We start from the raw sequence: 23,555 nt of genomic DNA, 5'->3' as shown, positions 1-23,555 counted from the left end.
CCTTTGCTTTCAGGCTTGTAGGAAGCGGGATGGGCCCGTGCCCGGAACAGAGGGTTTGCGTGTTGATTCAAGTGGGTTACGCTCGGACGAAGCCAGATGTTCAATCCAATGAGTGGAGTTCAGCATGGGTTACAAGAAGATTCAGGTTCCGGCCGTCGGCGACAAAATCACCGTCAATGCAGACCATTCTCTCAATGTCCCTGATAACCCGATCATTCCCTTCATCGAAGGCGACGGCATTGGCGTCGACGTCAGTCCGGTGATGATCAAAGTGGTGGATGCTGCCGTGGCCAAGGCCTACGGAGGCAAGCGCAAGATTTCCTGGATGGAGGTCTACGCCGGCGAAAAAGCGACCCAGGTCTATGACCAGGACACCTGGCTGCCTCAGGAAACCCTGGACGCCGTGAAGGATTACGTCGTCTCCATCAAGGGCCCGCTGACCACCCCGGTCGGCGGCGGTATCCGCTCCCTCAACGTCGCCCTGCGCCAGCAGCTCGACCTGTATGTCTGCCTGCGGCCGGTGGTGTGGTTCGACGGCGTGCCGAGCCCGGTGAAAAAGCCAGGCGACGTCGACATGGTCATCTTCCGCGAGAACTCCGAGGACATCTACGCCGGCATCGAGTGGAAGGCCGGTTCCCCGGAGGCCACCAAGGTCATCAAGTTCCTGAAAGAGGAAATGGGCGTCACCAAGATCCGCTTCGACCAGGATTGCGGCATCGGCATCAAGCCCGTCTCCAAGGAAGGCACCAAGCGCCTGGTGCGCAAGGCCCTGCAGTACGTGGTGGACAACGACCGCAAGTCGCTGACCATCGTGCACAAGGGCAACATCATGAAATTCACCGAAGGTGCCTTCAAGGACTGGGGCTATGAGGTGGCGAAGGAAGAGTTCGGCGCCGAGCTGCTGGACGGCGGCCCGTGGATGAAGTTCAAGAACCCGAAGACCGGCCGCGAAGTCATCGTCAAGGACGCCATCGCCGACGCCATGCTCCAGCAGATCCTGCTGCGTCCGGCCGAGTACGACGTGATCGCCACGCTGAACCTCAACGGTGACTACCTCTCCGATGCCCTGGCGGCGGAAGTGGGCGGCATCGGCATTGCGCCGGGCGCCAACCTGTCCGACACCGTGGCCATGTTCGAGGCCACCCACGGCACGGCGCCCAAGTACGCCGGCAAGGATCAGGTCAACCCGGGCTCGGTGATCCTCTCGGCCGAGATGATGCTGCGCCACCTGGGCTGGACCGAGGCAGCCGACCTGATCATCAAGGGCACCAACGGCGCGATCAAGGCCAAGACCGTGACCTACGACTTCGAACGCCTGATGGAAGGCGCGAAGCTGGTGTCGTCTTCGGGCTTCGGCGAGGCGCTGATCTCGCACATGTAAGCGAATCCGCCGCAATGCAAACCGCCCGGTTCGATGATTCGAACCGGGCGGTTTCGTTTAGGGCGGCAGGTGCGCTCGGATCAGTGGGCGACCGTCTGCGCCTGGCCGGCGGCCGCTGTGCGTTCTTTGGTGGCGTCGGTAGTCGTGATCTTGACGGCATGCAGGCCTTTTGGCCCTTGTACGATCTCGAAGTTGACGAGCTGCCCGGCCTTGAGGGTCTTGTAGCCATCCATCTCGATGGCGGAGTAGTGGGCAAAAAAGTCGATTTCCTTGCCGTCCTCGTCCCGGCCTTCGCGGGCGTCGGTGTTGATGAAGCCGAATCCCTTGGCATTGTTGAACCATTTCACCTTGCCGACAGCCATGCTCAAATCCCTCTGCAACAGACTCCAACGCTGGAGTATCATCCGATTCATCCGCAGTCGAATTCGTTTGCGAACAGGACTCCGCGGATCTTTTTTACCCACCGTGGGTTCTATTGGTTGTAACACCGTTTTCCCGATAGTCAAGGTGACCGGGCAATCGGAGTTGAAAACGCGTGCAGCCGCCCCCACCACTGTATTTGCACAACTGACGAACCTTTCTTTCCATGCATGCAATCAGCCAGATTCGACTAACATTCAATCAGGATCGCCCTGATTTACACGACGACGATTCAGCGGGCATTGCTGTTCAGGAAGCAAAGCCTGCATTGCAGGCGCCGCCGATGTACAAGGTGGTTTTGTTCAATGATGACTACACACCGATGGATTTCGTCGTCGAAGTGCTCGAGGTGTTTTTTAACCTGAATCGCGAGCTGGCGACCAAGGTCATGCTGGCCGTCCATACAGAAGGGCGGGCAGTATGTGGAGTGTTTACCCGCGACATCGCCGAGACAAAGGCCATGCAGGTCAACCAGTACGCCAGGGAAAGCCAGCATCCGCTACTCTGTGAAATCGAGAAGGACGGTTAATCGCCGACCACTTGGGTATGAGGTGAAGCTATGTTAAACCGCGAGCTCGAAGTCACCCTCAATCTTGCCTTCAAGGAGGCCCGTTCGAAGCGTCATGAGTTCATGACCGTCGAACACCTGCTGCTGGCCTTATTGGATAACGAGGCTGCCGCCACCGTTTTGCGTGCCTGCGGCGCAAACCTCGACAAACTCAAGCACGACCTGCAGGAGTTCATCGACTCCACCACGCCGCTGATCCCCGTCCATGACGAGGACCGCGAAACCCAGCCGACCCTGGGCTTCCAGCGTGTGCTGCAACGTGCTGTCTTTCATGTTCAGAGCTCGGGCAAACGCGAAGTGACCGGCGCCAACGTGCTGGTCGCGATCTTCAGTGAGCAAGAGAGTCAGGCGGTTTTCCTGCTGAAGCAGCAGAGCGTCGCACGCATCGATGTCGTCAACTATATCGCCCATGGCATTTCCAAGGTGCCGGGGCATGGCGAACATTCTGAGGGTGAGCAAGATATGCAGGACGACGAGGGCGGTGAGTCTTCTTCTTCAGGCAATCCTTTGGACGCGTATGCCAGCAACCTCAACGAACTGGCGCGTCAGGGCCGGATCGACCCGCTGGTCGGCCGCGAGACGGAAGTCGAGCGCGTCGCGCAGATCCTCGCGCGCCGGCGCAAGAACAACCCGCTGCTGGTGGGCGAGGCGGGCGTGGGCAAGACCGCGATCGCCGAAGGCCTGGCCAAGCGCATCGTCGACGGCTTGGTGCCGGATCTCTTGATCAACAGCGTCGTCTATTCCCTCGACCTCGGTGCCTTGCTGGCCGGCACCAAGTACCGCGGCGATTTCGAGAAGCGCTTCAAGGCGCTGCTCAACGAGCTGAAGAAACGTCCGCAGGCGATCCTGTTCATCGACGAGATCCACACCATCATCGGTGCCGGCGCGGCGTCCGGCGGCGTCATGGACGCCTCCAACCTGCTCAAGCCGCTGCTGTCGTCCGGTGACATCCGTTGCATCGGCTCGACCACGTTCCAGGAATTTCGCGGCATCTTCGAGAAGGACCGGGCCCTGGCGCGGCGTTTTCAGAAGGTCGATGTCGTCGAACCGTCGGTGGAGGACACCATCGGCATCCTGCGGGGCCTGAAAGGGCGCTTCGAGCTGCACCACAACATCGAGTACAGCGACGAGTCCCTGCGCGCCGCCGCCGAACTGGCCTCGCGCTACATCAATGACCGGCATATGCCGGACAAGGCTATCGACGTCATCGACGAGGCGGGCGCCTACCAGCGCCTGCAGCCGGCGGACAAGCGCGTGAAGCGCATCGACGTGGCTCAGGTCGAGGACATCGTGGCGAAGATCGCGCGGATTCCGCCGAAACACGTCACCAGCTCCGACAAGGAACTGCTGCGCAACCTCGAACGCGACCTGAAACTGACGGTGTTCGGCCAGGACGCGGCGATCGACTCCCTGTCGACTGCGATCAAGCTGTCCCGTGCCGGGCTGAAGTCGCCTGACAAACCGGTGGGTTCGTTCCTGTTCGCAGGTCCCACCGGCGTCGGCAAGACCGAAGCCGCTCGGCAGTTGGCCAAGGCGCTGGGCATCGAGCTGGTTCGCTTCGACATGTCCGAGTACATGGAACGCCACACCGTTTCGCGTCTGATCGGTGCGCCTCCGGGTTATGTCGGCTTCGACCAGGGCGGCCTGCTGACCGAGGCGATCACCAAGCAACCGCATTGCGTGCTGCTGCTCGACGAAATCGAGAAGGCGCATCCGGAAGTCTTCAACCTGCTGCTGCAGGTGATGGACCACGGGACGCTGACCGACAACAACGGGCGCAAGGCGGATTTCCGCAATGTGATCATCATCATGACCACCAACGCCGGTGCCGAGACCGCGGCGCGCGCTTCGATCGGTTTCACCCATCAGGACCACTCGTCCGATGCGATGGAAGTGATCAAGAAGAGCTTCACGCCGGAGTTCCGCAACCGCCTGGACACCATCATCCAGTTCGGTCGCCTCAGCCACGAAGTCATCAAGAGCGTGGTGGACAAGTTCCTCACCGAGCTCCAGGCGCAGCTGGAAGACAAGCGGGTGCTGCTGGAAGTCACCGACGCGGCCCGCAGCTGGCTCGCGGCCGGCGGCTACGACTCGGCGATGGGTGCCCGTCCGATGGCGCGCCTGATCCAGGACAAGATCAAGCGTCCGCTGGCGGAGGAAATCCTGTTTGGCGAACTGGCCGAGCATGGCGGTGTGGTGCACATCGACATCAAGGATGGCGAGCTGACCTTCGAGTTCGAAACCACGGCGGAAATGGCCTGAGGCCAAAACCGCGACACAGCAAAAAGGCGCCTTATGGCGCCTTTTTGCTGTCCGGGTATTCTTGGTCGTCCCTGTGCCGGTCGACATCATGGCCGACCGCGCGGACGCTATCGTGAGCAGGTTCGCTCCCACATTGGACCTGCGTGGTGCATTAACCTGTGGGAGCCAGCCTGCTGGCGATGGCGTCAGTCCGGGCGCCGCAGGTCAAATCCCGCGCAAACAAAAACGCCCGGCAGGGCCGGGCGTCTTGTATTGACTTGCTTAGCGAGCGCGGTAAGTGATGCGCCCTTTGCTCAAGTCATAGGGCGTCAGCTCGACGCGCACTTTGTCACCGGTAAGAATACGAATGTAGTTCTTGCGCATCTTGCCGGAGATATGCGCGGTAACGACGTGCCCATTTTCCAATTCCACGCGAAACATGGTGTTTGGCAGGGTGTCGACGACAGTGCCTTCCATTTCGAAGCTGTCTTCTTTCGACATGCAGTAAAGCCCTCGGTGTCCAGTGAATGGCCCGGTGCAACTGCGCCAGGCAAAAGCGGCGTGCATTGTGCCCGAAAAGTGGTGTTTACGCCAAGGGGTTTAAGGGTTTGCGTTCAGTTGAGGATGACCCAGCGCTGATTGATCAACAGTTCGATGGGGCGGTACTGGGTCTTGTAGTTCATCTTTTTGCAGTTTTTGATCCAGTAGCCCAGATAGACCGCGTCCAGCCCGAGGCGCCGGGTTTCGGCGATCTGCCAAAGGATGGCGTAGCGCCCCAGGCTGCGGCGTTCTTCCTCCGGCTCATAGAAGGTGTAGACCGCCGACAGCCCGTTGGGCAGCAGGTCGGTGACGGCCACGGCCAGCAACCGTCCGTCGAGCCGGAACTCGTAGAAGCGCGAGAAGGGCAGGTCGCGCACCAGGAACGTGGCGAACTGGTCACGGCTGGGCGGGTACATGTCGCCGTCGGCGTGCCGTTGCTCGATGTAGCGCTGGTACAGGTCGAAATACTCTTCGCTGAAGCCCGGCTTCACCGGTCGCACCTGCAGGTCGGCATTGCGCTTGAAAATGCGCTTCTGCTGGCGGTTGGGGCTGAACTGCAGCGCCGGGATGCGCGCCGGCACGCAGGCATTGCAGTTCTGGCAGTGCGGACGGTACAGATGGTCGCCGCTGCGACGAAAACCCATTTCCGACAGGTCTGCGTAGACATGCACATCCATGGGCTGACTGGGGTCGAGAAACAGGGTCGTGGCCTGCTCCTGCGGCAGGTAGCTGCAGGAATGAGGCTGAGTGGCATAGAACTTCAAACGCGCCAACTCGGTCATGATCAACCCTCGGGGTAAGCTTGTGAATTAAGTGTAAGCCAGGTGCGCAAAAGTCGCTCAGCAAACCCAGGTGGCCTGGTTCGGCCGATCCAGGTGCCGCGCCAGGTAGTCGGCGAAGGTGCGGCGCGAGATTGCCCGGGCGCCGAGGCTGTGCAGATGGTCGGTGGGCATCTGGCAGTCGATCAGGACGAACCCCGCGTCCTTCAGGTGCTGCACCAGCGTGGCAAAACCGTACTTGGAGGCATTGTCGGCGCGGCTGAACATCGATTCGCCGAAAAACAGTTGGCCCATGGCCAGGCCGTACAGGCCGCCGACCAGTTCGCCCCCGTCCCAGACTTCCACCGAATGGGCAAAGCCGCGCCGGTGCAGTTCGAGGTAAGCGTCCTGCATCGCTTGAGTGATCCAGGTGCCGTCGGCATAGTCCCTCGGCGCGGCGCAGGCGCTGATCACCGCCGCGAAATCCTGGTCGAACGTCACCCGGTAGCGCTGTTTGCGCATCAGCTTGGCCAGGCTGCGGGAGACGTGCAGTTCGTCGGGAAACAGCACCGTGCGCGGATCAGGCGACCACCAGAGGATCGGCTGGCCTTCGGAGAACCACGGAAAGCAGCCGTGGCGGTAGGCCTGGATGAGCCGGTCGGCGGACAGGTCGCCGCCGGCCGCCAGCAATCCGTTGGGATCGCGCATGGCCTTTTCCAGGGGCGGAAATGTCAGGGTGTTGCGTTGTAACCAGGTCAGCATGGCATTCGGGCTTGCGGAAGAGGGGAGGGCGGTGGCTGCGCTAGAGTGTGCCGCTAAATGACGGGAATGTCCTCCCGATCCTGCGCGGCTGCAACTTGGCCGGGCAGGCGCGGTCGTAATCGGGCGTCGCGCAGACGGGTGGCGCGGCAGGCGTCGGGCATTGTGCGGCGATCGGCGCCGGGCGCTTCGTGACGTTCATCAAATACACCTCATAAGCCTTTGTCACAAAAGGTAATGCATGCTCAAATTGAGCCGCAGGATCCGTGCGCTTGGCTATGCTTGTTGCACGGGCGCGGGCATGGCAACACGCGTGCAAACCCGTACAATGCCGGGCTGTTGCAGAATATTCTCCGTGTGCCGAGTTTATTAAGGCACCGATGCAGTGTTAAAACGGGTTTCGGTTGTGCCCGTCAATTTTTTGCCTGCCTGGGATCGGGCAGTTCTTTATCGTCAATTCAATAGATGGACGCGCCTCAGGCGCAGGAAAAGAAGCGTTTTGAAGAAATCCACGGAAGCACCAAAAGCAGTCGTTCCGCTCTGGCGTCAGCAGTTGCACTACCGGCTCAAGGAAGGTGCGCTGATCGCCATCGGTGCCTTGTGCCTGTTCCTGATGATGGCCTTGCTGACCTACGGCAAGGACGATCCGGGCTGGAGCCACAACAGCAAGATCGACGACGTGCAGAACTTCGGCGGTCCGGCCGGCTCCTACAGCGCCGACATCCTGTTCATGGTGCTGGGTTACTTCGCGTACATCTTCCCGCTGCTGCTGGCGATCAAGGCCTACCAGATCTTCCGTCAGCGCCACGAGCCCTGGCAGTGGAGCGGCTGGCTGTTCTCCTGGCGCCTGATCGGCCTGGTGTTCCTGGTGCTGTCGGGCGCCGCGCTGGCCCACATCCATTTTCATGCCGCGGCCTCCAGCCTGCCGGCCGGCGCCGGCGGGGCGCTGGGCGAAAGCCTCGGCGACCTGGCCAGGAACGCTCTGAACATCCAGGGCAGCACCTTGCTGTTCATCGCCTTGTTCCTGTTCGGCCTGACGGTATTCACCGACCTGTCGTGGTTCAAGGTGATGGACGTCACCGGCAAGATTACCCTCGACCTGTTCGAACTGTTCCAGGGCGCGCTCAACCGCTGGTGGGCGGCGCGCACCGAGCGCCGGCAACTGGTTGCCCAGCTGCGCGAAGTCGATGACCGTGTGGACGAGGTCGTCGCCCCGGCGGTGCCGGACAAGCGCGAGCAGGCCAAGGTCAAGGAACGCCTGATCGAACGCGAACAGGCCCTGAGCAAGCATATGTCCGAGCGGGAGAAACAGGTGCCGCCGGTCATCATGCCGGCCCCGGTCAAGGCGCCGGAGCCGAGCAAGCGCGTGCAGAAGGAAAAGCAGGTGCCGCTGTTCGTCGACAGCGCCGTGGAAGGCACCTTGCCGCCGATCTCGATCCTCGATGTGGCGGAAAAGAAACAGCTCAACCATTCCCCCGAGTCCCTGGCGGCGATCGGTCACCTGCTGGAGATCAAGCTCAAGGAATTCGGCGTCGAGGTCACGGTGGACTCGATCCATCCGGGCCCGGTCATCACCCGCTACGAAATCCAGCCGGCCGCCGGCGTGAAGGTCAGCCGCATCGCCAACCTGGCCAAAGACCTGGCGCGTTCCCTGGCCGTGACCAGCGTGCGGGTGGTCGAGGTGATTCCGGGCAAGACCACCGTCGGCATCGAGATCCCCAACGAAGACCGGCAGATCGTGCGGTTCTCCGAGGTGCTGTCGACGCCTGAGTACGACAACTTCAAGTCGCCGGTCACCCTGGCCCTCGGCCACGACATCGGCGGCAAGCCGGTCATCACCGACCTCGCCAAGATGCCGCACCTGCTGGTGGCCGGTACGACCGGTTCCGGTAAGTCGGTGGGCGTGAACGCGATGATCCTGTCGATCCTGTTCAAGTCGGGCCCCGAAGACGCCAAGCTGATCATGATCGACCCGAAGATGCTCGAACTGTCGATCTACGAAGGCATTCCGCACCTGCTGTGCCCGGTGGTCACCGACATGAAGGACGCGGCCAACGCCCTGCGCTGGAGCGTCGCCGAGATGGAGCGGCGCTACAAGCTGATGGCGAAGATGGGCGTGCGCAACCTGGCCGGCTTCAACGCCAAGGTCAAGGAGGCCCAGGACGCCGGCGAGCCGTTGAGCGATCCTTTGTACAAGCGCGAAAGCATCCACGACGAGGCGCCGTTGCTGCAGAAGTTGCCGACCATCGTCGTGGTCGTGGACGAATTCGCCGACATGATGATGATCGTCGGCAAGAAGGTGGAAGAGCTGATCGCCCGCATCGCCCAGAAGGCGCGGGCCGCCGGCATCCACCTGATCCTCGCGACCCAGCGGCCGTCGGTGGACGTGATCACCGGCCTGATCAAGGCCAACATCCCGACGCGGATGGCGTTCCAGGTGTCGAGCAAGATCGACTCGCGCACCATCATCGACCAGGGCGGCGCCGAACAATTGCTCGGCCACGGTGACATGCTCTACATGCCGCCGGGCACCAGCCTGCCGATCCGGGTGCACGGCGCGTTCGTCTCCGACGACGAAGTGCACCGGGTGGTGGAGGCGTGGAAACTGCGCGGCGCGCCGGAATACAACGACGACATCCTCAACGGTGTCGAAGAGGCGGGCAGCGGTTTCGAAGGCAGCAGCGGCGGTGGCGAAGGCGACGATCCGGAAGCCGACGCGCTGTACGACGAAGCCGTGCAGTTCGTGCTCGAAAGCCGCCGGGCTTCCATCTCTGCGGTGCAGCGCAAGCTGAAGATCGGCTACAACCGCGCCGCCCGGATGATCGAAGCCATGGAAATGGCCGGGGTCGTCACGGCGATGAACACCAACGGTTCGCGTGAGGTGCTGGCCCCGGGGCCGGTGCGCGACTGAGTCAAACCCCTGGATTCAACAGCCGGGACGGCGCAATGAGGCGCCGTCCGCTCTCCCACGAGTATTCAAGAGGACTCCCATGCGTCTGATCCGCATGCTGCTGCCGGTACTGGCCCTGACCACGCTTTCGGCCCACGCCGACGAAAAGGACGTGGCGCGCCTGACCCAACTGCTGGAAACATCCAAGACCCTCACCGCACGCTTTTCCCAGCTGACCCTCGATGGCAGCGGCACCCAATTGCAGGAAACCGCCGGCGAGATGTCGCTGCAGCGCCCGGGCCTGTTCTACTGGCACACCGACGCGCCGGCCGAGCAGACCATGGTCTCCGACGGCAAGAAGGTCACCCTGTGGGACCCGGACCTTGAGCAGGCGACGATCAAGAAGCTGGACGAGCGCCTGACCCAGACCCCGGCCCTGTTGCTGTCGGGCGATGTGTCGAAGATCAGCCAGAGCTTCGACATCACCGCCAAGGAAGCCGGCGGCGTGATCGACTTCACCCTCAAGCCGAAGACCAAGGACACCCTGTTCGACAGCCTGCGCCTGTCGTTCCGCAACGGCCTGGTCAATGACATGCAACTGATCGACAGCGTCGGCCAGCGCACCAACATCCTGTTCACCGGGGTGAAGGCCAACGAAGCGATTCCGGCGTCCAAGTTCAAGTTCGACATCCCCAAGGGTGCCGACGTGATCCAGGAATAACCCCTGAACCCTGTGGGCGAGAGCCCGCAGGATCAACGCCTAGAGGTTTCAACGGTACGTGATGGATCTGTTTCGCAGAGAGCCCCTGGCCCAGCCTTTGGCGGCCCGGTTGCGCGCCACCAACCTGGACGAATACGTCGGCCAGGAGCACGTGCTCGCCCGCGGCAAGCCGCTGCGCGAGGCGCTGGAGCAGGGCGCGCTGCATTCGATGATCTTCTGGGGCCCGCCGGGCGTGGGCAAGACCACCCTGGCGCGGCTGCTGGCGGAAGTGTCGGATGCGCACTTCGAAACGGTGTCGGCGGTGCTGGCCGGGGTCAAGGAGATCCGTCAGGCGGTGGAGATCGCCAAGCAGCAGGCCGCGCAGTACGGCCGGCGCACGATCCTGTTCGTCGACGAGGTGCACCGCTTCAACAAGTCCCAGCAGGACGCGTTCCTGCCGTACGTCGAGGACGGCACGCTGATCTTCATCGGCGCCACCACCGAAAACCCGTCATTTGAACTGAACAACGCGCTGCTGTCGCGGGCCCGTGTGTATGTGCTCAAGAGCCTGGACGAAGCTGCGCTGCGCAAGCTGGTGCACCGGGCGCTGACCGAAGAGCGGGGCCTGGGCAAACGCCACCTCACCCTCAGCGACGAAGGCTTCCAGATGCTGCTGTCGGCCGCCGACGGCGACGGCCGGCGCCTGCTCAACCTGCTGGAGAACGCCTCGGACCTGGCCGACGACGACAGTGAGATCGGCACCGACCTGCTGCAGAGCCTGCTCGGCGACACCCGCCGGCGTTTCGACAAGGGCGGCGAAGCGTTCTACGACCAGATATCCGCGCTGCACAAGTCGGTGCGCGGCTCCAACCCGGACGGTGCGCTGTACTGGTTCGCGCGGATGATCGACGGCGGTTGCGATCCGCTGTACCTGGCCCGGCGTGTGGTGCGCATGGCCAGCGAGGACATCGGCAATGCCGACCCCCGGGCCCTCAGCCTGTGCCTGGCGGCGTGGGACGTGCAGGAGCGCCTCGGCAGCCCCGAAGGCGAACTGGCGGTGGCCCAGGCCATCACCTACCTGGCCTGCGCGCCGAAAAGCAACGCGGTGTACATGGGCTTCAAGGCTGCGATGCGCGCCGCCGCCGAGCACGGTTCGCTGGAAGTGCCGCTGCACCTGCGCAACGCCCCGACCAAGCTGATGAAGCAGTTGGGCTACGGCGACGAATACCGCTACGCCCACGACGAGCCGGACGCCTATGCCGCCGGCGAAGACTATTTCCCGGAAGCGCTCGAGCCGATTCCGTTGTACCAGCCGGTGCCCCGTGGCCTGGAGCTGAAGATCGGCGAAAAGCTCAAGCACCTTGCCCAACTCGACCGGCTGAGCCCCCGCCAGCGGAGAAAACCGTGATTCCAGCGATCATTGCAGTCTCCATCGGTGGCGTCGCCGGCACGCTGCTGCGCTTCGCCGCCGGCAATTGGGTCAACGCCAACTGGCCGCGGCACTTCTATACCGCGACGCTGGCCGTTAATATCGTGGGCTGTCTTTTGATCGGCGTGCTGTACGGCCTGTTTTTGATACGCCCGGAGGTGCCTTTCGAGGTGCGTGCCGGGTTGATCGTCGGCTTCCTCGGAGGGCTGACGACCTTTTCATCCTTTTCACTGGATACGGTGCGCCTGCTGGAAAGCGGGCAGGTGCCGCTGGCCTTGGGCTATGCGGCGCTCAGCGTATTCGGCGGGCTGCTCGCCACCTGGGCCGGCCTGTCCCTGACCAAACTTTGACAACGAGAGACCGACATGCTCGATTCCAAACTGTTACGTAGCAACCTTCAGGACGTAGCGGACCGCCTGGCTTCCCGTGGCTTTGCCCTGGACGTCGCGCGCATCGAAGCGCTGGAAGAGCAGCGCAAGGAAGTCCAGACCGAAACCGAAAAGCTTCAGGCTGAACGCAACGCGATCTCCAAGAGCATCGGTCAGGCCAAGCAACGCGGCGAAGACATCGCCCCGCTGATGGCCAATGTCGAGAACATGGGCAGCCAACTGAACGAAGGCAAGGCTGCGCTGGACAAGATTCAGACCGAGCTGGACGCGATCCTGTTGGGCATCCCCAACCTGCCGCACGAATCGGTGCCGGTCGGCGAAGACGAAGACGGCAACGTGGAAGTGCGCCGCTGGGGCACGCCGACCGCCTTCGACTTCCCGGTGCAGGACCACGTCGCTCTGGGCGAGAAGTTCGGCTGGCTGGATTTCGAGACCGCCGCCAAGCTGTCCGGCGCGCGTTTTGCCCTGCTGCGCGGCCCGATCGCCCGTCTGCACCGCGCCCTGGCGCAGTTCATGATCAACCTGCACGTCACCGAGCACGGCTACGAAGAGGCCTACACCCCGTACCTGGTGCAGGCGCCGGCGCTGCAAGGCACCGGCCAGTTACCGAAGTTCGAGGAAGACCTGTTCAAGATCGGCCGCGACGGTGAGGCCGACCTGTACCTGATCCCGACCGCCGAAGTGTCGCTGACCAACATCGTGGCCGGCGAAATCGTCGACGCCAAGCAGCTGCCGATCAAGTTCGTCGCCCACACCCCGTGCTTCCGCAGCGAAGCCGGCGCGTCGGGCCGCGACACCCGCGGCATGATCCGCCAGCATCAGTTCGACAAGGTCGAGATGGTGCAGATCGTCGAGCCGTCCAAATCCATGGAAGCCCTGGAGAGCCTGACCGCCAACGCCGAGAAGGTGCTGCAGCTGCTGCAGCTGCCGTACCGCACCCTGGCGCTGTGCACCGGTGACATGGGCTTCAGCGCGGTCAAGACCTACGACCTGGAAGTGTGGATCCCGAGCCAGGACAAGTACCGCGAGATCTCGTCGTGCTCCAACTGCGGCGACTTCCAGGCCCGCCGCATGCAGGCGCGCTTCCGCAACCCGGAAACCGGCAAGCCTGAGCTGGTGCACACCCTCAACGGTTCCGGCCTGGCGGTCGGCCGCACCCTGGTGGCGGTGCTGGAGAACTACCAGCAGGCCGACGGTTCGATCCGCGTGCCGGACGTGCTGAAGCCGTACATGGGTGGCCTTGAGGTCATCGGCTGACATGGACTATCTGCCGCTGTTTCACAACCTGCGCGGCAGTCGTGTGTTGGTCGTCGGCGGGGGGGAGATTGCCTTGCGCAAGTCCCGCCTGCTGGCCGACGCCGGTGCGCTGCTGCGGGTGGTCGCACCTGAAATCGAAGCCCAACTGCGTGATCTGGTGACCGCCAGCGGCGGTGAGTGCCTGTTGCGCGGTTATCTCGACACGGATCTGGACGGCTGCGGGCTGATCATCGCCGCCACCGACGATGAAGCGCTGAACGCGCAGGTCTCCGCCGATGCCCATCGGCGTTGCGTGCCGGTCAACGTGGTGGACGCGCCGGCCCTGTGCAGCGTGATCTTCCCGGCCATCGTCGACCGTTCGCCGCTGATCATCGCGGTGTCCAGCGGCGGCGACGCGCCGGTGCTGGCCCGGCTGATCCGCGCCAAGATCGAGACCTGGATCCCTGCCACCTACGGCCATCTGGCCGGTCTCGCCGCGCGTTTCCGGCATCAGGTCAAAAACCTGTTTCCCGACGTGCAGCAGCGTCGTGCCTTCTGGGAGGACGTGTTCCAGGGGCCGATCGCCGACCGGCAACTGGCCGGGCAGGGCGCCGAGGCCGAACGTCTGCTGCAGGCCAAGATCGATGGCCAGGCACCGGTGGCCACCGGCGAGGTGTATCTGGTGGGCGCAGGGCCCGGCGATCCGGATCTGCTGACCTTCCGCGCCTTGCGCCTGATGCAGCAGGCTGACGTGGTGCTGTACGACCGTCTGGTGGCGCCGGCGATTCTGGAGCTGTGCCGCCGGGACGCCGAGCGGGTCTACGTCGGCAAGCGCCGCGCCGACCACGCGGTGCCCCAGGATCAGATCAACCGGCAACTGGTGGATCTGGCCAAGGCCGGCAAGCGCGTGGTACGGCTCAAGGGCGGCGATCCGTTCATCTTCGGCCGCGGCGGCGAAGAGATCGAAGAACTGGCGGCCCACGGCATCCCGTTCCAGGTCGTGCCGGGCATCACGGCGGCCAGCGGTTGCGCGGCCTATGCCGGGATCCCGCTGACCCACCGCGACTACGCGCAGTCGGTGCGTTTCGTCACCGGGCACCTGAAGGACGGTTCCACCGATCTGCCCTGGGCCGACCTGGTCGCGCCGGCGCAGACGCTGGTGTTCTACATGGGCCTGGTGGGGCTGCCGGTCATCTGCGAGCAGTTGATCAAGCACGGGCGCGGCGCGGACACCCCGGCGGCGCTGATCCAGCAGGGCACCACGGTCAATCAGCGGGTGTTCACCGGTACCCTGGCCGACCTGCCCGGGTTGGTGGCGGAGCATGAAGTGCATGCGCCGACCCTGGTGATCGTCGGCGAAGTGGTGCAACTGCGCGAGAAACTGGCGTGGTTCGAAGGGGCTCAGGGGCAAGTCTGACGACAGACCGCATTGTGCCGATCACCAGCAGGCTGGCTCCCACATTGGATTCGTGAACGACACAGATCCCCTGTAGGAGCCAGCCTGCTGGCGATTGGGGCCCTCAAACGCTGATGTGATTCCAGATCCCTTTCCCGCTCAGCCGCGCCCGGTCATGGGCCGCGGTGAAGTCCTGCTCAGGACCTTTGGGCACGACGCCGGTCGGGTTGATGGTCTTGTGGCTGCCGTAGTAGTGGTGCTTGATGTGCTGGAAATCCACCGTGTCGGCGATGCCCGGCCACTGGTACAGCTCGCGCAGCCAGTTCGACAGGTTCGGATAATCGGCGATCCGCCGCAGGTTGCACTTGAAGTGCCCGTGGTACACCGCGTCAAAGCGGATCAGGGTGGTGAACAGACGGATGTCCGCTTCGGTGAGGAACTCTCCCGCCAGGTAGCGGTGGGTGCCCAATAGCCTTTCCAGGTGATCCAGTTCGGCGAACACATCGTCGAACGCCGCTTCATACGCCTGCTGCGAAGTGGCGAAGCCGGCGCGGTACACGCCGTTGTTGACCGCCGGGTAGATCCGCTCGTTCAGCCCATCGATTTCACTGCGCAAAGGTGCCGGGTAGAAGTCCAGGCCGTTGCCGGTCAAGCCGTCGAACGCGCTGTTGAACATGCGGATGATCTCCGCCGATTCGTTGCTGACGATGCGCTTGAGCCGTTTGTCCCACAGCACCGGCACGGTGACGCGGCCGGTGTAGTCGGGGGTGTCTGCGGTGTAGCGCTGGTGCATGAAGTCGAAGCCGTCGAGCCGGTCGCCCGTGGAGCCCAGCGCCTTGTCGAAGGTCCAGCCGTTTTCCAGCATCAGCCAACTGACCACCGAGACGTCGACCAGGCTTTCCAGCCCCTTGAGCTTGCGCAGGATCAGCGTGCGGTGGGCCCACGGGCAGGCCAGCGACACATAGAGGTGGTAGCGCCCGGCCTCGGCGGCAAAGCCGCCTTCACCGCTGGGGCCGGGGCGGCCGTCGCGGGTGACCCAATGGCGGCGTTGCGCCTGTTCGCGCCGGAAGGCGCCGTCCTTGTCGCTTTCGTACCATTTGTCCTGCCAGCGGCCATCGACCAGTAAACCCATGTTCAAGACTCCGCAAACCAATAATCGTTGGAGTGGAGTCTATTCCGATGGGTTCGAACAAAAAGCGCAAAGATCGGGCAGCTATGATCGATTAAATCGATTTGTTCCGTGCAGCCCAGTATTGTTCGGCCGTTTCGAAGGCTTGCTCACGGCTCTGGCCCAGCCCCCGGAGGGCGAGCGCCATGGTCGAGATCAAAGCCATGCGGGCGTAGCTGTCGTCCGACTCGCCGCGCCAGACCGCCTTCAATTGGCGGGTCTCCAGCGATGCCGGTTTGACGTGGCGCTGGGCCGACAGCCGCGGCCATTCCTCGTCCCAGCTTGCGCCGCCGGCGGTGCCGTACAGGTGGCTGTCGGCGTCCGGGTTGATCTCGATTTCGCCGCCGTCGCCCTTGATCACGATGGCCGTGTCGCCCAGCAGGCCGCTGGCTTCGCGGTGCACCGCCTGATAGCCGGGATGGAAAATGCTTTGCAGGCCGCAACGGGCGCCCAGCGGATTGAGGATCCGTGCCAGCGAGTGGATCGGCGAGCGCAGGCCCAAGGTGTTGCGCAAGTCGATCATCTTCTGCAACGGCGCCGCCCAGTCCACCAGCGGCATGAACGCCAGGCCGCCGTTGTCCAGCGCCGAGCCGACCTGCTGCCAGTCGCGGCACAGTGGGATGTTCAGCTCACCGAGCAGCTGTTCGCTGTACAGACGCCCGGCGGTGTGGGCGCCGCCGCCGTGCATGAAGATGCGCACGCCGTTCTGCGCCAGGCACTTGGCCGCCAGCAGATACCACGGCAGGTGGCGTTTCTTGCCGGCATAGGTCGGCCAGTCCAGGTCGACGGCCAACGACGGGGCATGCAAGCGTTCGCGCAGGGCTTCGGTGAAGCCGGCCATCTCTTCGGCGCTTTCCTCCTTGTGCCGCAGCAGCATCAGGAAGGCGCCGAGCTGGGTGTCCTCGACCTTGCCGTCCAGCACCATGCCCATGGCCTCGCGGGCCTCGGCGCGGGTCAGGTCGCGGGCGCCGCGCTTGCCTTTGCCCAGGATCCGCACGAACTGGGCGAACGGATGCTCGGCGGGCGTTTCGAGGGTCAGCGCTGGAAAGTCGGTCATAGGCAATTCGTCGGTTTGGGCAGGCCCGCCAGTTTCGCGGCGAGCTTGGCGGGGGTGCCTTTGAACAGGCGGTTCAGGTGCAGGCTGTTGCCCTTGTCCGGGCCCAGCTTCAGGGCGGTGTACTTGATCAGCGGCCGGGTGGCCGGGGACAGCTCGAACTCCGCGTAGAAGGCGCGCAGCAGCTCAAGGACTTCCCAGTGGTCGGGTGTCAGCTCGATGTCTTCGGCGACGGCGAGGGCAGCGGCGACCTCGGCCGACCAGTCGCTCAGGTCCACCAGGAAGCCGTCCTTGTCCAGTTCGATGGCGCGGGCGCCGACGGTCAGGGTCTTCATAGCCAGGTGTTGACCTTGTCGTGGCGCACCGACAGCTCGACGAAGGCCGGATAGTCGATGGCGTCGGCCCAGTCCGGAACCTCAAGCCCTCGGGCCTGGGCGTCTTCGGCCAGCACGTACAGCCTGGCGTTGCGGGCCTGGAGCGCAGTGAACGGCGCGGTGCCGGGTCGCAGGGCATAGGCGGCGTCGCCGCACAGCAGCAAGGCGTCGGCGCTGCCCAGCAGGCGCAGGCAACTGGTCAGGCGTTCGTCGCCGAACGGGGAATGGGACAGCACATGCAAAGTCGACATCAGAGCGTGATCACTTGGTCGTAACGGTCAATGAGGGCGGTGATGCGGTCGGCGGCCAAGGGCTGCGCCTCGTCCAGCGACAGATCGCCGAGGCCGCGCAGGGCGGCGCTGTCGGCGCAGTAGAACAGTTCTTCGACGCCGAACATCGGCAGCGCCTGCAGATTGGCGCTCAGGTCCTTCTGCTGCAAGGCCTTGGCGTTCTGCCCGGCGGCCAGTTGCAGCACGCCGTCGTCGAGGAACAGCAGGCCGATCGGCAGATCGAACGCGCCGCCGGCCAGCACGATGTCCAGCGCCTCGCGGGCGCCGGGGCCGGACCATGGCGACTGGCGGCTGATGATCAACAGGGATTTAGCCATGTTCATGCGCCTCCGAAGCAGATGAGACGGTCGGCGTCCTGCACCGCATCGTGCAGTTGGCCCAGGCCGGACAGTTCCCACGGCGCACTGACGGCCACGGCGTCACGCTGGTAGCGTGCGGCCTCTTCGGCGTTCAGCACGCCACGGCGCAGGGCGGCGGCGATGCACACCACGCCGTCCAGCCGCTGTTCGGTGATGAAGGCGCGCCATTGCTTGGGCAGGTCCTGTTCGTCCTGCGGGGTGACCACGCTGTCCGAGGCGTTGTGCACGCCGTCCTGGTAGAAAAACAGCCGGACGATCTCATGCCCGCCGGCCAGCGCCGCCTGGGCGAACAGCAGGGCACGGCGCGAGGAGGGCGCATGGGCGGCGGAAAACAGCGCGATGGCGAACTTCATGACGGACTCGATCAGCGAAACTGCGGCCATGATAAAGCTTTCTCGCCGGGGCGGCGAAGCGGATGTTGCCGCAGGCGCGGTGAGTGTCAGCGCGGCATGTAGCCCAGTTGCCAGCGGCGGGGGATCTTCAGGGCGACCACCCCGAGCACGCCGGCCAGCAATGCGCTGAAAAACAGGGCCTGAAGGCCCAGATGGCGTTCCAGCAGCGCACCGATGACCGCGCCGACGAACATGCCCGTCCAGGGCACCAGTTGCACCCGCCAGCCGTTGCGTCGTTCGCCCAGCAGCCAGCGGCCCAGTCCCCGGCCGAACCGTGACAGGGCCCCGGTGACGTAGGTCAGCCCCACCGGCAGCCCGTTCACTTCCTCGACGCAGGCGTTGAGCATGCCCATGGCGGTGATCGCCGCCAGCAGGGCCGGCAATTGCTGCTCGAACGGCCAGGCCGCCGCGGCGCACAGCAGCGCGGCGATGCACAGCAGCAACGGCAGCGCCCGACGCCCGCTCAGCCGGCTGATGATGACGCCGAGGGCATTGCCGAAGACGAACGTGGCGACCAGGATCGACAGGCGAAGGGTCAGGCCCAGGTCGCCGTCGCTGATCGCCACCGCCAGGCGGGTCGTGTTGCCGCTCATGAACGAGACGAAGTCGCCGCTGGCCATGAAGCCGATGGCATCGGTCATGCCGGCCAGCACCGACAGGCAGGCGACCAGCGTCAAGCCGACGCGGCCGCGCCATTTCTGGGTATGCAGATGGCCGGGCGTGGCGCGGTGAGTGGTGGCGGACGGCAGCATGGGCGGGTTCCTGGCCGGGTTCCTGGGTGGGAAAACACGGCTTTACTCCATAGCGCGAGGGTTGTCGCGCCGTCCGATGCGGTAAAGCTGAACGAAACCTTGCCGGGCAGTGATACAGTCCGTTCTTTTTTGAATGAGCGAATGCAATGCGAATGCTGACGGTGGCGCTGGCGGCGGTTTTGCTGGCCGGTTGCGCGGGATCGGTGATGGAAGACGCCCGCACCCGAACCCCTTACAAGACCCTGACCTCGGAAAAGCCCGGCAAGGACGTGGCGCAGTGCGTGCAGTTCTCCTGGCAGGACGAAGCGGTGTTCGGTGTGGACGCGGCGGCTTATCTGGAGCCGGGCAAGCAGGGCGGCACCACGGTGTACACCCGCTCGGCGGAATCGTTCGTCGATGTGGTCAGCGACGCGTCCGGCACCACGCTCAAGTACTACGCGCAGAAGGACGACTTCGTCGCCAAGCGCCGGCTGGCGGCGCTGGCGACCTGCCTGTAGGTCGGTTGAGGCGGAGGCTGTTCCGGCCTCATCGCGGGCAAGCCCCACAGTGGATCTGTGCCATGCACCGATCCCTGTAGGAGCCAGCCTGCTGGCGATGGCATCAGCCCAGGCCCCGCAGAGCGAAAGCAAGGGCAATGCCGTTGCACTCGCAGGAGGCCTGCCGGCTCAGTCCTTCAACCGCTTCTGAAAGAACAGCCGCTTGTGCCCCGGCGGATAATCCGCCAGTTCACCGAATTCGCTGTAGCCAAGCTTTCGGTAGAACACCGGCGCCTGAAAATCGAAGGTGTCGAGCCAGATCCCGAAGCAGCCTTTCTCCCGCGCCAGCTCCTCGGCCATGCCCATCAGCCTGGAGCCGATGCCTTGGCCCCGTCCTTCTTCAGGCACCGACAGCAGGTCGACGAACAGCCACTCGCAGACAAAACGGCCATAAAGTCCGCCGAGAATCGCGCCGCTGTCGTCGCGCACCAGCAAGGTGAGGGGGGTGGAGGGCGCGATGCCGGCCTGGGCGACGTTGTAGGCGTGCAGCGGCGCCAGGATGGCCAGGCGTTCTTCTTCCGTATTGGTGTGCGACAGCTCGATTCGCAGGTTCATGTGCAACTTCCTTTTGGCAACGAAGGCGCAGCCTAACCCGGCATTGACCTTTGATCCATCCCCCCGGCCGGCCTTGCGCCGTCGCCGGTGCCTTGATCCGCCGATGCCGGTTTTCATGCCTTTGGCGTGTAGGTTTTTTGCTACAGGATGAGTACGCGCTGACTTAGGGTGCTGTATATACATCCAGTATTCATTGACGATTGCTGGCGCAAGGCCGCCCGCTGCGACAAATCCGCCGATGGACAAAAAATCCCCCTCCGTTAGCTTGAAGGCCTCTCCTCGGGAAGGAGAGTTCTTAAATCAATGGAGTGAACAACATGAATCAAGCAACCCCTGAAACCCAACTGCGACACGGTCGCGTCACCTCTCCGGCCAGCCGTGGTTCGGTGGCCATCGAGCAAGGCCTGCTGGGCGGCTGGCAGGTCAACGAAATGGAAGGCGGCAAGAACTTCCCGGCGCTGGCGGCCGGTCCGTTCCCCGCGCCGTTCGGCACGGACAACCCGAGCGTCGTGCCGCCGGCCGACGGCTACATCCTCAGCGGCGGCAAGGACGATGCCCGCGACTGCGTGAACTTCACCGACGAGGAAATGAGCAAGAAGCTCGGTCGCCCGTTCACCTGGCCGCTGCTCAACGTCACACCGGGCCAGACCCTGGACATCAAATGGGAGTACACCGCCCCGCACACCACCCGCGGCTACCGCTGGCTGATCACCAAGGACGGCTGGGATCCGAAGACCCGCATCACCCGTGCGCAACTGGAGGCGCAACCGTTCTTCGAGGATTTCTACCCGCAGGTTCCGTACTACAGTCATGCGGGCGAACTGAAGGCCAAGGTCAACCATTCGGTGAAACTGCCGGCCAACAAGAAGGGGCGTCACGTGATCGTCCTGATGTGGATCGTCGCCAACACCGGCAACGCCTTCTATCAGGCCTTCGACGTCGACTTCAAGTAAGTCCGCGCCAACCGACCCACACGTTCTGAAGGATTAGAACATGTCGAACATTGATTTCACCCTGTTGCACAACCAGGCGGGCGACGCGGCGTCGCTGATGCCGAGCATCGCCGGCAAGAAGATCCTCATGGGCTTCTGGCACAACTGGCCGGCGGGGCCGAGCGACGGCTACCGGCAAGGGCAGTTCGCCAACATCGCGCTTGAAAACGTACCCAAGGAGTACAACGTGGTCGCTGTGGCCTTCATGAAAGGCAACGGCATCCCGACCTTCAAGCCCCACAACGTCTCCGACGCCGAGTTCCGCCGCCAGGTCGGCGTGCTCAACAGCCAGGGGCGGGCGGTGCTGATCTCCCTGGGCGGCGCCGATGCGCACATCGAGTTGCGCGCCGGCCAAGAACAACCGCTGGCCAACGAGATCATCCGTCTGGTGGAAACCTACGGCTTCGACGGGCTGGACATCGATCTTGAACAGAGCGCGATTGATTTCGCCGCCAACAAGACCGTCCTGCCGGCGGCGCTGAAACTGGTCAAGGATCACTACGCAGGCCAGGGCAAGCACTTCATCATCAGCATGGCGCCGGAGTTCCCGTACCTGACCGCCAACGGCAAGTACGTCGGCTACCTGCAAGCGCTGGAAGGCTACTACGACTTCATCGCCCCGCAGTTCTACAACCAGGGCGGCGACGGGGTCTGGGTGCCGGAGGCCAACAACGGCAACGGTGCGTGGATCGCGCAGAACAACGACGCGATGAAGGAAGACTTCCTTTATTACCTGACCGAAAGCCTGGTGACCGGCACCCGCGGGTTCACCAAGATCGCGGCGGACAAGTTCGTCATCGGCCTGCCGTCCAACGTCGATGCCGCCGCCACCGGCTACGTGATCGACAAGACCGCGGTGGGCAACGCCATGAAGCGGCTGGCCATCAAAGGGCATCCGATCAAGGGGCTGATGACCTGGTCGGTGAACTGGGACAACGGCATCAGCAAGGACCGGGTGCCGTACAACTGGGAATTCAGCCGCCGTTACGGGCCGCTGATCCATGGCGCCAAGCTGTCTGAGCACGCGTCGGACGACATGACGGTCGACATCGGCCAACAGCAGTAAGCGAACAGAAAGCCCGGTAGCGCTGCCGGGCTTTTTTTCGTCCGTGGGCCGCGTCTTTTCGCCTACCATGGGCGTCCTTCAAGGACACAAGGGTCAGGCGTCATGTCCAACACGGCCGAACGGGTCAAATTCATCGATACGCAGGTGCTGTCCCACGATTGGTACTTGCTCAAGAAAATCACCTTCGACTACCGGCGCAACAGCGGCGACTGGCAGCGCCAGACCCGTGAGGTCTACGACCGCGGCAACGGTGCTGCGATCCTGCTGTTCAACCGCGAGAGGCGCACGGTGGTGCTGACCCGGCAGTTCCGTCTGCCGGTGTTCGTCAACGGCCATGACGGGCTGCTGATCGAAGTGGCCGCCGGGCTGCTTGAAGGGGCCGATCCCGAGCAACGCATCCGTGCCGAAGCCGAGGAGGAAACCGGCTACCGCGTGCATGACGTGAGGAAGGTGTTCGAGTCCTACATGAGTCCGGGTTCGGTGACCGAGAAGCTGCACTTTTTCGTTGCCGAGTACGACGCGTCGTCGAAGGTCGGCGCCGGCGGCGGCCTGGAGGAAGAGACCGAAGAGCTGGAGGTGCTGGAGTGGCGCTTCGATGATGCGCTGGCCGCTTTCGGGCGCGGCGAGATCTGCGATGCCAAGACCATCATGCTGTTGCAGTATGCGGCGATGAACGACCTGTTCTCCGCTTGAGGCCCTTTGGTGAGGGAGCAATCTCTCTCACCCCCATTGAAAATAGCCGCAGCGCCACAGTGGGCCGATCACTGAAGACAGGCGATCAGAACAGCTCCCCCGTCCGTCCGACCTCGGCCCACCGGCAACCTTCCAACTTCAATAGCCGCTCCTTGGCCTCAAGCCCTCCGGCGAACCCCGTCAGTTTGCCCGATGCGCCGATCACCCGATGGCACGGCGCAACGATCGAGATCGGATTGCGCCCGTTCGCCGCGCCCACTGCCCGCACCGCGCTGGGGTGGCCGATCTGCTCGGCGATCTGGCTGTAGGTGCGGGTCTCGCCGAAGGGAATGGTCAGCAGCGCCGTCCAGACCCTTTTCTGGAAGTCGGTGCCGGCGAAATCCAGCTCCAGCTCGAAGCGGTTTCGCGTGCCGGCGAAATATTCCTGCAGCTGCTGCGCGGTCTTGAGCAGCACCGGGTTGTCCGGCGCCTCGACCATCGGTCCCAGGCGCACCCGGTCGGGCCTGTCGTTTTCCCAGAGGATGGCCGCCAGTCGCTGGCCGTTCGCGACCAGCTTCAGTTCGCCGACCGGCGAGGGCAGGGTGATGAACGTGTAGGCCATAGGTCGGACTCCGTGG

At 63.8% G+C, this 23,555-nt stretch carries 25 protein-coding genes and 1 pseudogene; 13 read left to right on the top strand and 13 right to left on the bottom strand.

Annotation, left to right across the window (positions count from 1 at the left end; genetic code table 11):
- Positions 1 to 124 precede the first annotated feature (124 nt).
- Entirely contained in the window at positions 125 to 1,381 is a 1,257-nt protein-coding gene (gene icd / locus CAG33_RS07835; RefSeq protein ID WP_085579824.1) for an NADP-dependent isocitrate dehydrogenase, read from the top strand.
- Positions 1,382 to 1,461: 80 nt separating this feature from the next.
- Here icd and CAG33_RS07830 read toward each other — a convergent pair whose 3' ends face one another.
- A complete protein-coding gene (locus CAG33_RS07830) occupies positions 1,462 to 1,743 on the bottom strand; it encodes a cold shock domain-containing protein (RefSeq protein WP_085579826.1) in 282 nt (93 codons plus the stop codon).
- A gap of 224 nt (positions 1,744 to 1,967) precedes the next feature.
- Here CAG33_RS07830 and clpS point away from each other — a divergent pair, with 224 nt between their 5' ends.
- Both clpS and clpA read left to right on the top strand, forming a co-directional pair.
- Positions 1,968 to 2,330 (top strand): ATP-dependent Clp protease adapter ClpS, encoded by a 363-nt coding sequence (clpS, locus tag CAG33_RS07825; protein WP_015094394.1) that lies wholly within the window; start codon positions 1,968 to 1,970, stop codon positions 2,328 to 2,330.
- Between the two features lie 30 nt (positions 2,331 to 2,360).
- Entirely contained in the window at positions 2,361 to 4,631 is a 2,271-nt protein-coding gene (gene clpA / locus CAG33_RS07820) for an ATP-dependent Clp protease ATP-binding subunit ClpA (protein ID WP_085579827.1), read from the top strand.
- A gap of 261 nt (positions 4,632 to 4,892) precedes the next feature.
- On the opposite strand, the gene infA is transcribed toward clpA, so the two are convergent.
- From infA to aat, 3 genes are all read right to left on the bottom strand, one after another.
- A complete protein-coding gene (infA, locus tag CAG33_RS07815; RefSeq protein ID WP_002553999.1) occupies positions 4,893 to 5,111 on the bottom strand; it encodes a translation initiation factor IF-1 in 219 nt (72 codons plus the stop codon).
- Positions 5,112 to 5,224: 113 nt separating this feature from the next.
- Positions 5,225 to 5,932, bottom strand: coding sequence for an arginyltransferase (locus CAG33_RS07810; RefSeq protein WP_085579829.1), 708 nt, complete (start codon positions 5,930 to 5,932; stop codon positions 5,225 to 5,227).
- Positions 5,933 to 5,989: 57 nt separating this feature from the next.
- The gene (aat, locus tag CAG33_RS07805) at positions 5,990 to 6,670 is read right to left on the bottom strand and encodes a leucyl/phenylalanyl-tRNA--protein transferase (RefSeq protein WP_085579831.1); all 681 of its coding nucleotides are present in this window, start codon (positions 6,668 to 6,670) and stop codon (positions 5,990 to 5,992) included.
- Between the two features lie 496 nt (positions 6,671 to 7,166).
- Between aat and CAG33_RS07800 the strand changes: the two genes are divergently transcribed.
- From CAG33_RS07800 to cysG, 6 genes are all read left to right on the top strand, one after another.
- A complete protein-coding gene (locus tag CAG33_RS07800) occupies positions 7,167 to 9,578 on the top strand; it encodes a DNA translocase FtsK (RefSeq protein WP_085579833.1) in 2,412 nt (803 codons plus the stop codon).
- Between the two features lie 79 nt (positions 9,579 to 9,657).
- On the top strand, positions 9,658 to 10,278 hold the full coding sequence (gene lolA / locus CAG33_RS07795) for an outer membrane lipoprotein chaperone LolA (RefSeq protein WP_085630532.1): 621 nt from the start codon (positions 9,658 to 9,660) through the stop codon (positions 10,276 to 10,278).
- A 61-nt stretch (positions 10,279 to 10,339) separates the two neighbouring features.
- On the top strand, positions 10,340 to 11,665 hold the full coding sequence (locus tag CAG33_RS07790; RefSeq protein WP_085579837.1) for a replication-associated recombination protein A: 1,326 nt from the start codon (positions 10,340 to 10,342) through the stop codon (positions 11,663 to 11,665).
- Entirely contained in the window at positions 11,662 to 12,036 is a 375-nt protein-coding gene (crcB, locus tag CAG33_RS07785; RefSeq protein ID WP_085637648.1) for a fluoride efflux transporter CrcB, read from the top strand. Before CAG33_RS07790 ends, crcB begins: the two co-directional genes overlap by 4 nt.
- Before the next feature lie 15 nt (positions 12,037 to 12,051).
- Entirely contained in the window at positions 12,052 to 13,332 is a 1,281-nt protein-coding gene (serS, locus tag CAG33_RS07780; protein WP_085579842.1) for a serine--tRNA ligase, read from the top strand.
- A 1-nt stretch (position 13,333) separates the two neighbouring features.
- A complete protein-coding gene (cysG, locus tag CAG33_RS07775) occupies positions 13,334 to 14,728 on the top strand; it encodes a siroheme synthase CysG (RefSeq protein ID WP_085579844.1) in 1,395 nt (464 codons plus the stop codon).
- A 103-nt stretch (positions 14,729 to 14,831) separates the two neighbouring features.
- On the opposite strand, the gene CAG33_RS07770 is transcribed toward cysG, so the two are convergent.
- From CAG33_RS07770 to CAG33_RS07740, 7 genes are all read right to left on the bottom strand, one after another.
- Entirely contained in the window at positions 14,832 to 15,839 is a 1,008-nt protein-coding gene (locus tag CAG33_RS07770) for a glutathione S-transferase family protein (protein WP_085637645.1), read from the bottom strand.
- Positions 15,840 to 15,930: 91 nt separating this feature from the next.
- Positions 15,931 to 16,932, bottom strand: coding sequence for a glycosyl transferase family protein (locus CAG33_RS07765; RefSeq protein WP_085579848.1), 1,002 nt, complete (start codon positions 16,930 to 16,932; stop codon positions 15,931 to 15,933).
- Positions 16,929 to 17,264, bottom strand: a complete 336-nt coding sequence (locus tag CAG33_RS07760) for a TusE/DsrC/DsvC family sulfur relay protein (protein ID WP_085579851.1) — start codon at positions 17,262 to 17,264, stop codon at positions 16,929 to 16,931. The genes CAG33_RS07765 and CAG33_RS07760 overlap by 4 nt, the downstream gene beginning before the upstream one ends.
- A complete protein-coding gene (tusB, locus tag CAG33_RS07755; protein ID WP_085579853.1) occupies positions 17,261 to 17,554 on the bottom strand; it encodes a sulfurtransferase complex subunit TusB in 294 nt (97 codons plus the stop codon). The genes CAG33_RS07760 and tusB overlap by 4 nt, the downstream gene beginning before the upstream one ends.
- Complete coding sequence (gene tusC / locus CAG33_RS07750) at positions 17,554 to 17,910, bottom strand: sulfurtransferase complex subunit TusC (protein ID WP_085580101.1); 357 nt, start codon at positions 17,908 to 17,910, stop codon at positions 17,554 to 17,556. The genes tusB and tusC overlap by 1 nt, the downstream gene beginning before the upstream one ends.
- A 2-nt stretch (positions 17,911 to 17,912) precedes the next feature.
- Positions 17,913 to 18,305: a sulfurtransferase complex subunit TusD gene (gene tusD, locus CAG33_RS07745; RefSeq protein ID WP_085580103.1), complete on the bottom strand. Its 393-nt coding sequence runs from the start codon at positions 18,303 to 18,305 to the stop codon at positions 17,913 to 17,915.
- An 86-nt stretch (positions 18,306 to 18,391) separates the two neighbouring features.
- On the bottom strand, positions 18,392 to 19,096 hold the full coding sequence (locus tag CAG33_RS07740) for a YoaK family protein (RefSeq protein WP_085637641.1): 705 nt from the start codon (positions 19,094 to 19,096) through the stop codon (positions 18,392 to 18,394).
- A 146-nt stretch (positions 19,097 to 19,242) separates the two neighbouring features.
- Here CAG33_RS07740 and CAG33_RS07735 point away from each other — a divergent pair, with 146 nt between their 5' ends.
- Positions 19,243 to 19,593, top strand: a complete 351-nt coding sequence (locus tag CAG33_RS07735) for a hypothetical protein (protein ID WP_085579857.1) — start codon at positions 19,243 to 19,245, stop codon at positions 19,591 to 19,593.
- A 168-nt stretch (positions 19,594 to 19,761) separates the two neighbouring features.
- Here CAG33_RS07735 and CAG33_RS07730 read toward each other — a convergent pair whose 3' ends face one another.
- On the bottom strand, positions 19,762 to 20,187 hold the full coding sequence (locus tag CAG33_RS07730; protein ID WP_085630524.1) for a GNAT family N-acetyltransferase: 426 nt from the start codon (positions 20,185 to 20,187) through the stop codon (positions 19,762 to 19,764).
- 317 nt (positions 20,188 to 20,504) lie between these two features.
- Between CAG33_RS07730 and CAG33_RS07725 the strand changes: the two genes are divergently transcribed.
- From CAG33_RS07725 to CAG33_RS07715, 3 genes and pseudogenes are all read left to right on the top strand, one after another.
- Complete coding sequence (locus CAG33_RS07725; protein WP_085580105.1) at positions 20,505 to 21,140, top strand: lytic polysaccharide monooxygenase auxiliary activity family 9 protein; 636 nt, start codon at positions 20,505 to 20,507, stop codon at positions 21,138 to 21,140.
- A 40-nt stretch (positions 21,141 to 21,180) separates the two neighbouring features.
- Positions 21,181 to 22,182, top strand: a pseudogene (locus CAG33_RS07720) (chitinase); the annotation flags it as partial.
- A gap of 165 nt (positions 22,183 to 22,347) precedes the next feature.
- Positions 22,348 to 22,938, top strand: a complete 591-nt coding sequence (locus CAG33_RS07715; RefSeq protein ID WP_085579863.1) for an NUDIX domain-containing protein — start codon at positions 22,348 to 22,350, stop codon at positions 22,936 to 22,938.
- An 85-nt stretch (positions 22,939 to 23,023) separates the two neighbouring features.
- On the opposite strand, the gene CAG33_RS07710 is transcribed toward CAG33_RS07715, so the two are convergent.
- The gene (locus tag CAG33_RS07710) at positions 23,024 to 23,539 is read right to left on the bottom strand and encodes a methylated-DNA--[protein]-cysteine S-methyltransferase (RefSeq protein ID WP_085637635.1); all 516 of its coding nucleotides are present in this window, start codon (positions 23,537 to 23,539) and stop codon (positions 23,024 to 23,026) included.
- Positions 23,540 to 23,555 lie beyond the last annotated feature (16 nt).

Origin of the sequence: Pseudomonas sp. B3(2017), from assembly GCF_002113595.1 — a bacterium.
GTDB lineage: Bacteria > Pseudomonadota > Gammaproteobacteria > Pseudomonadales > Pseudomonadaceae > Aquipseudomonas > Aquipseudomonas ekonensis.
The sequence above is the reverse complement of the archived record's forward strand: the minus strand, read 5'-3'. Positions and strand labels throughout refer to the sequence as shown.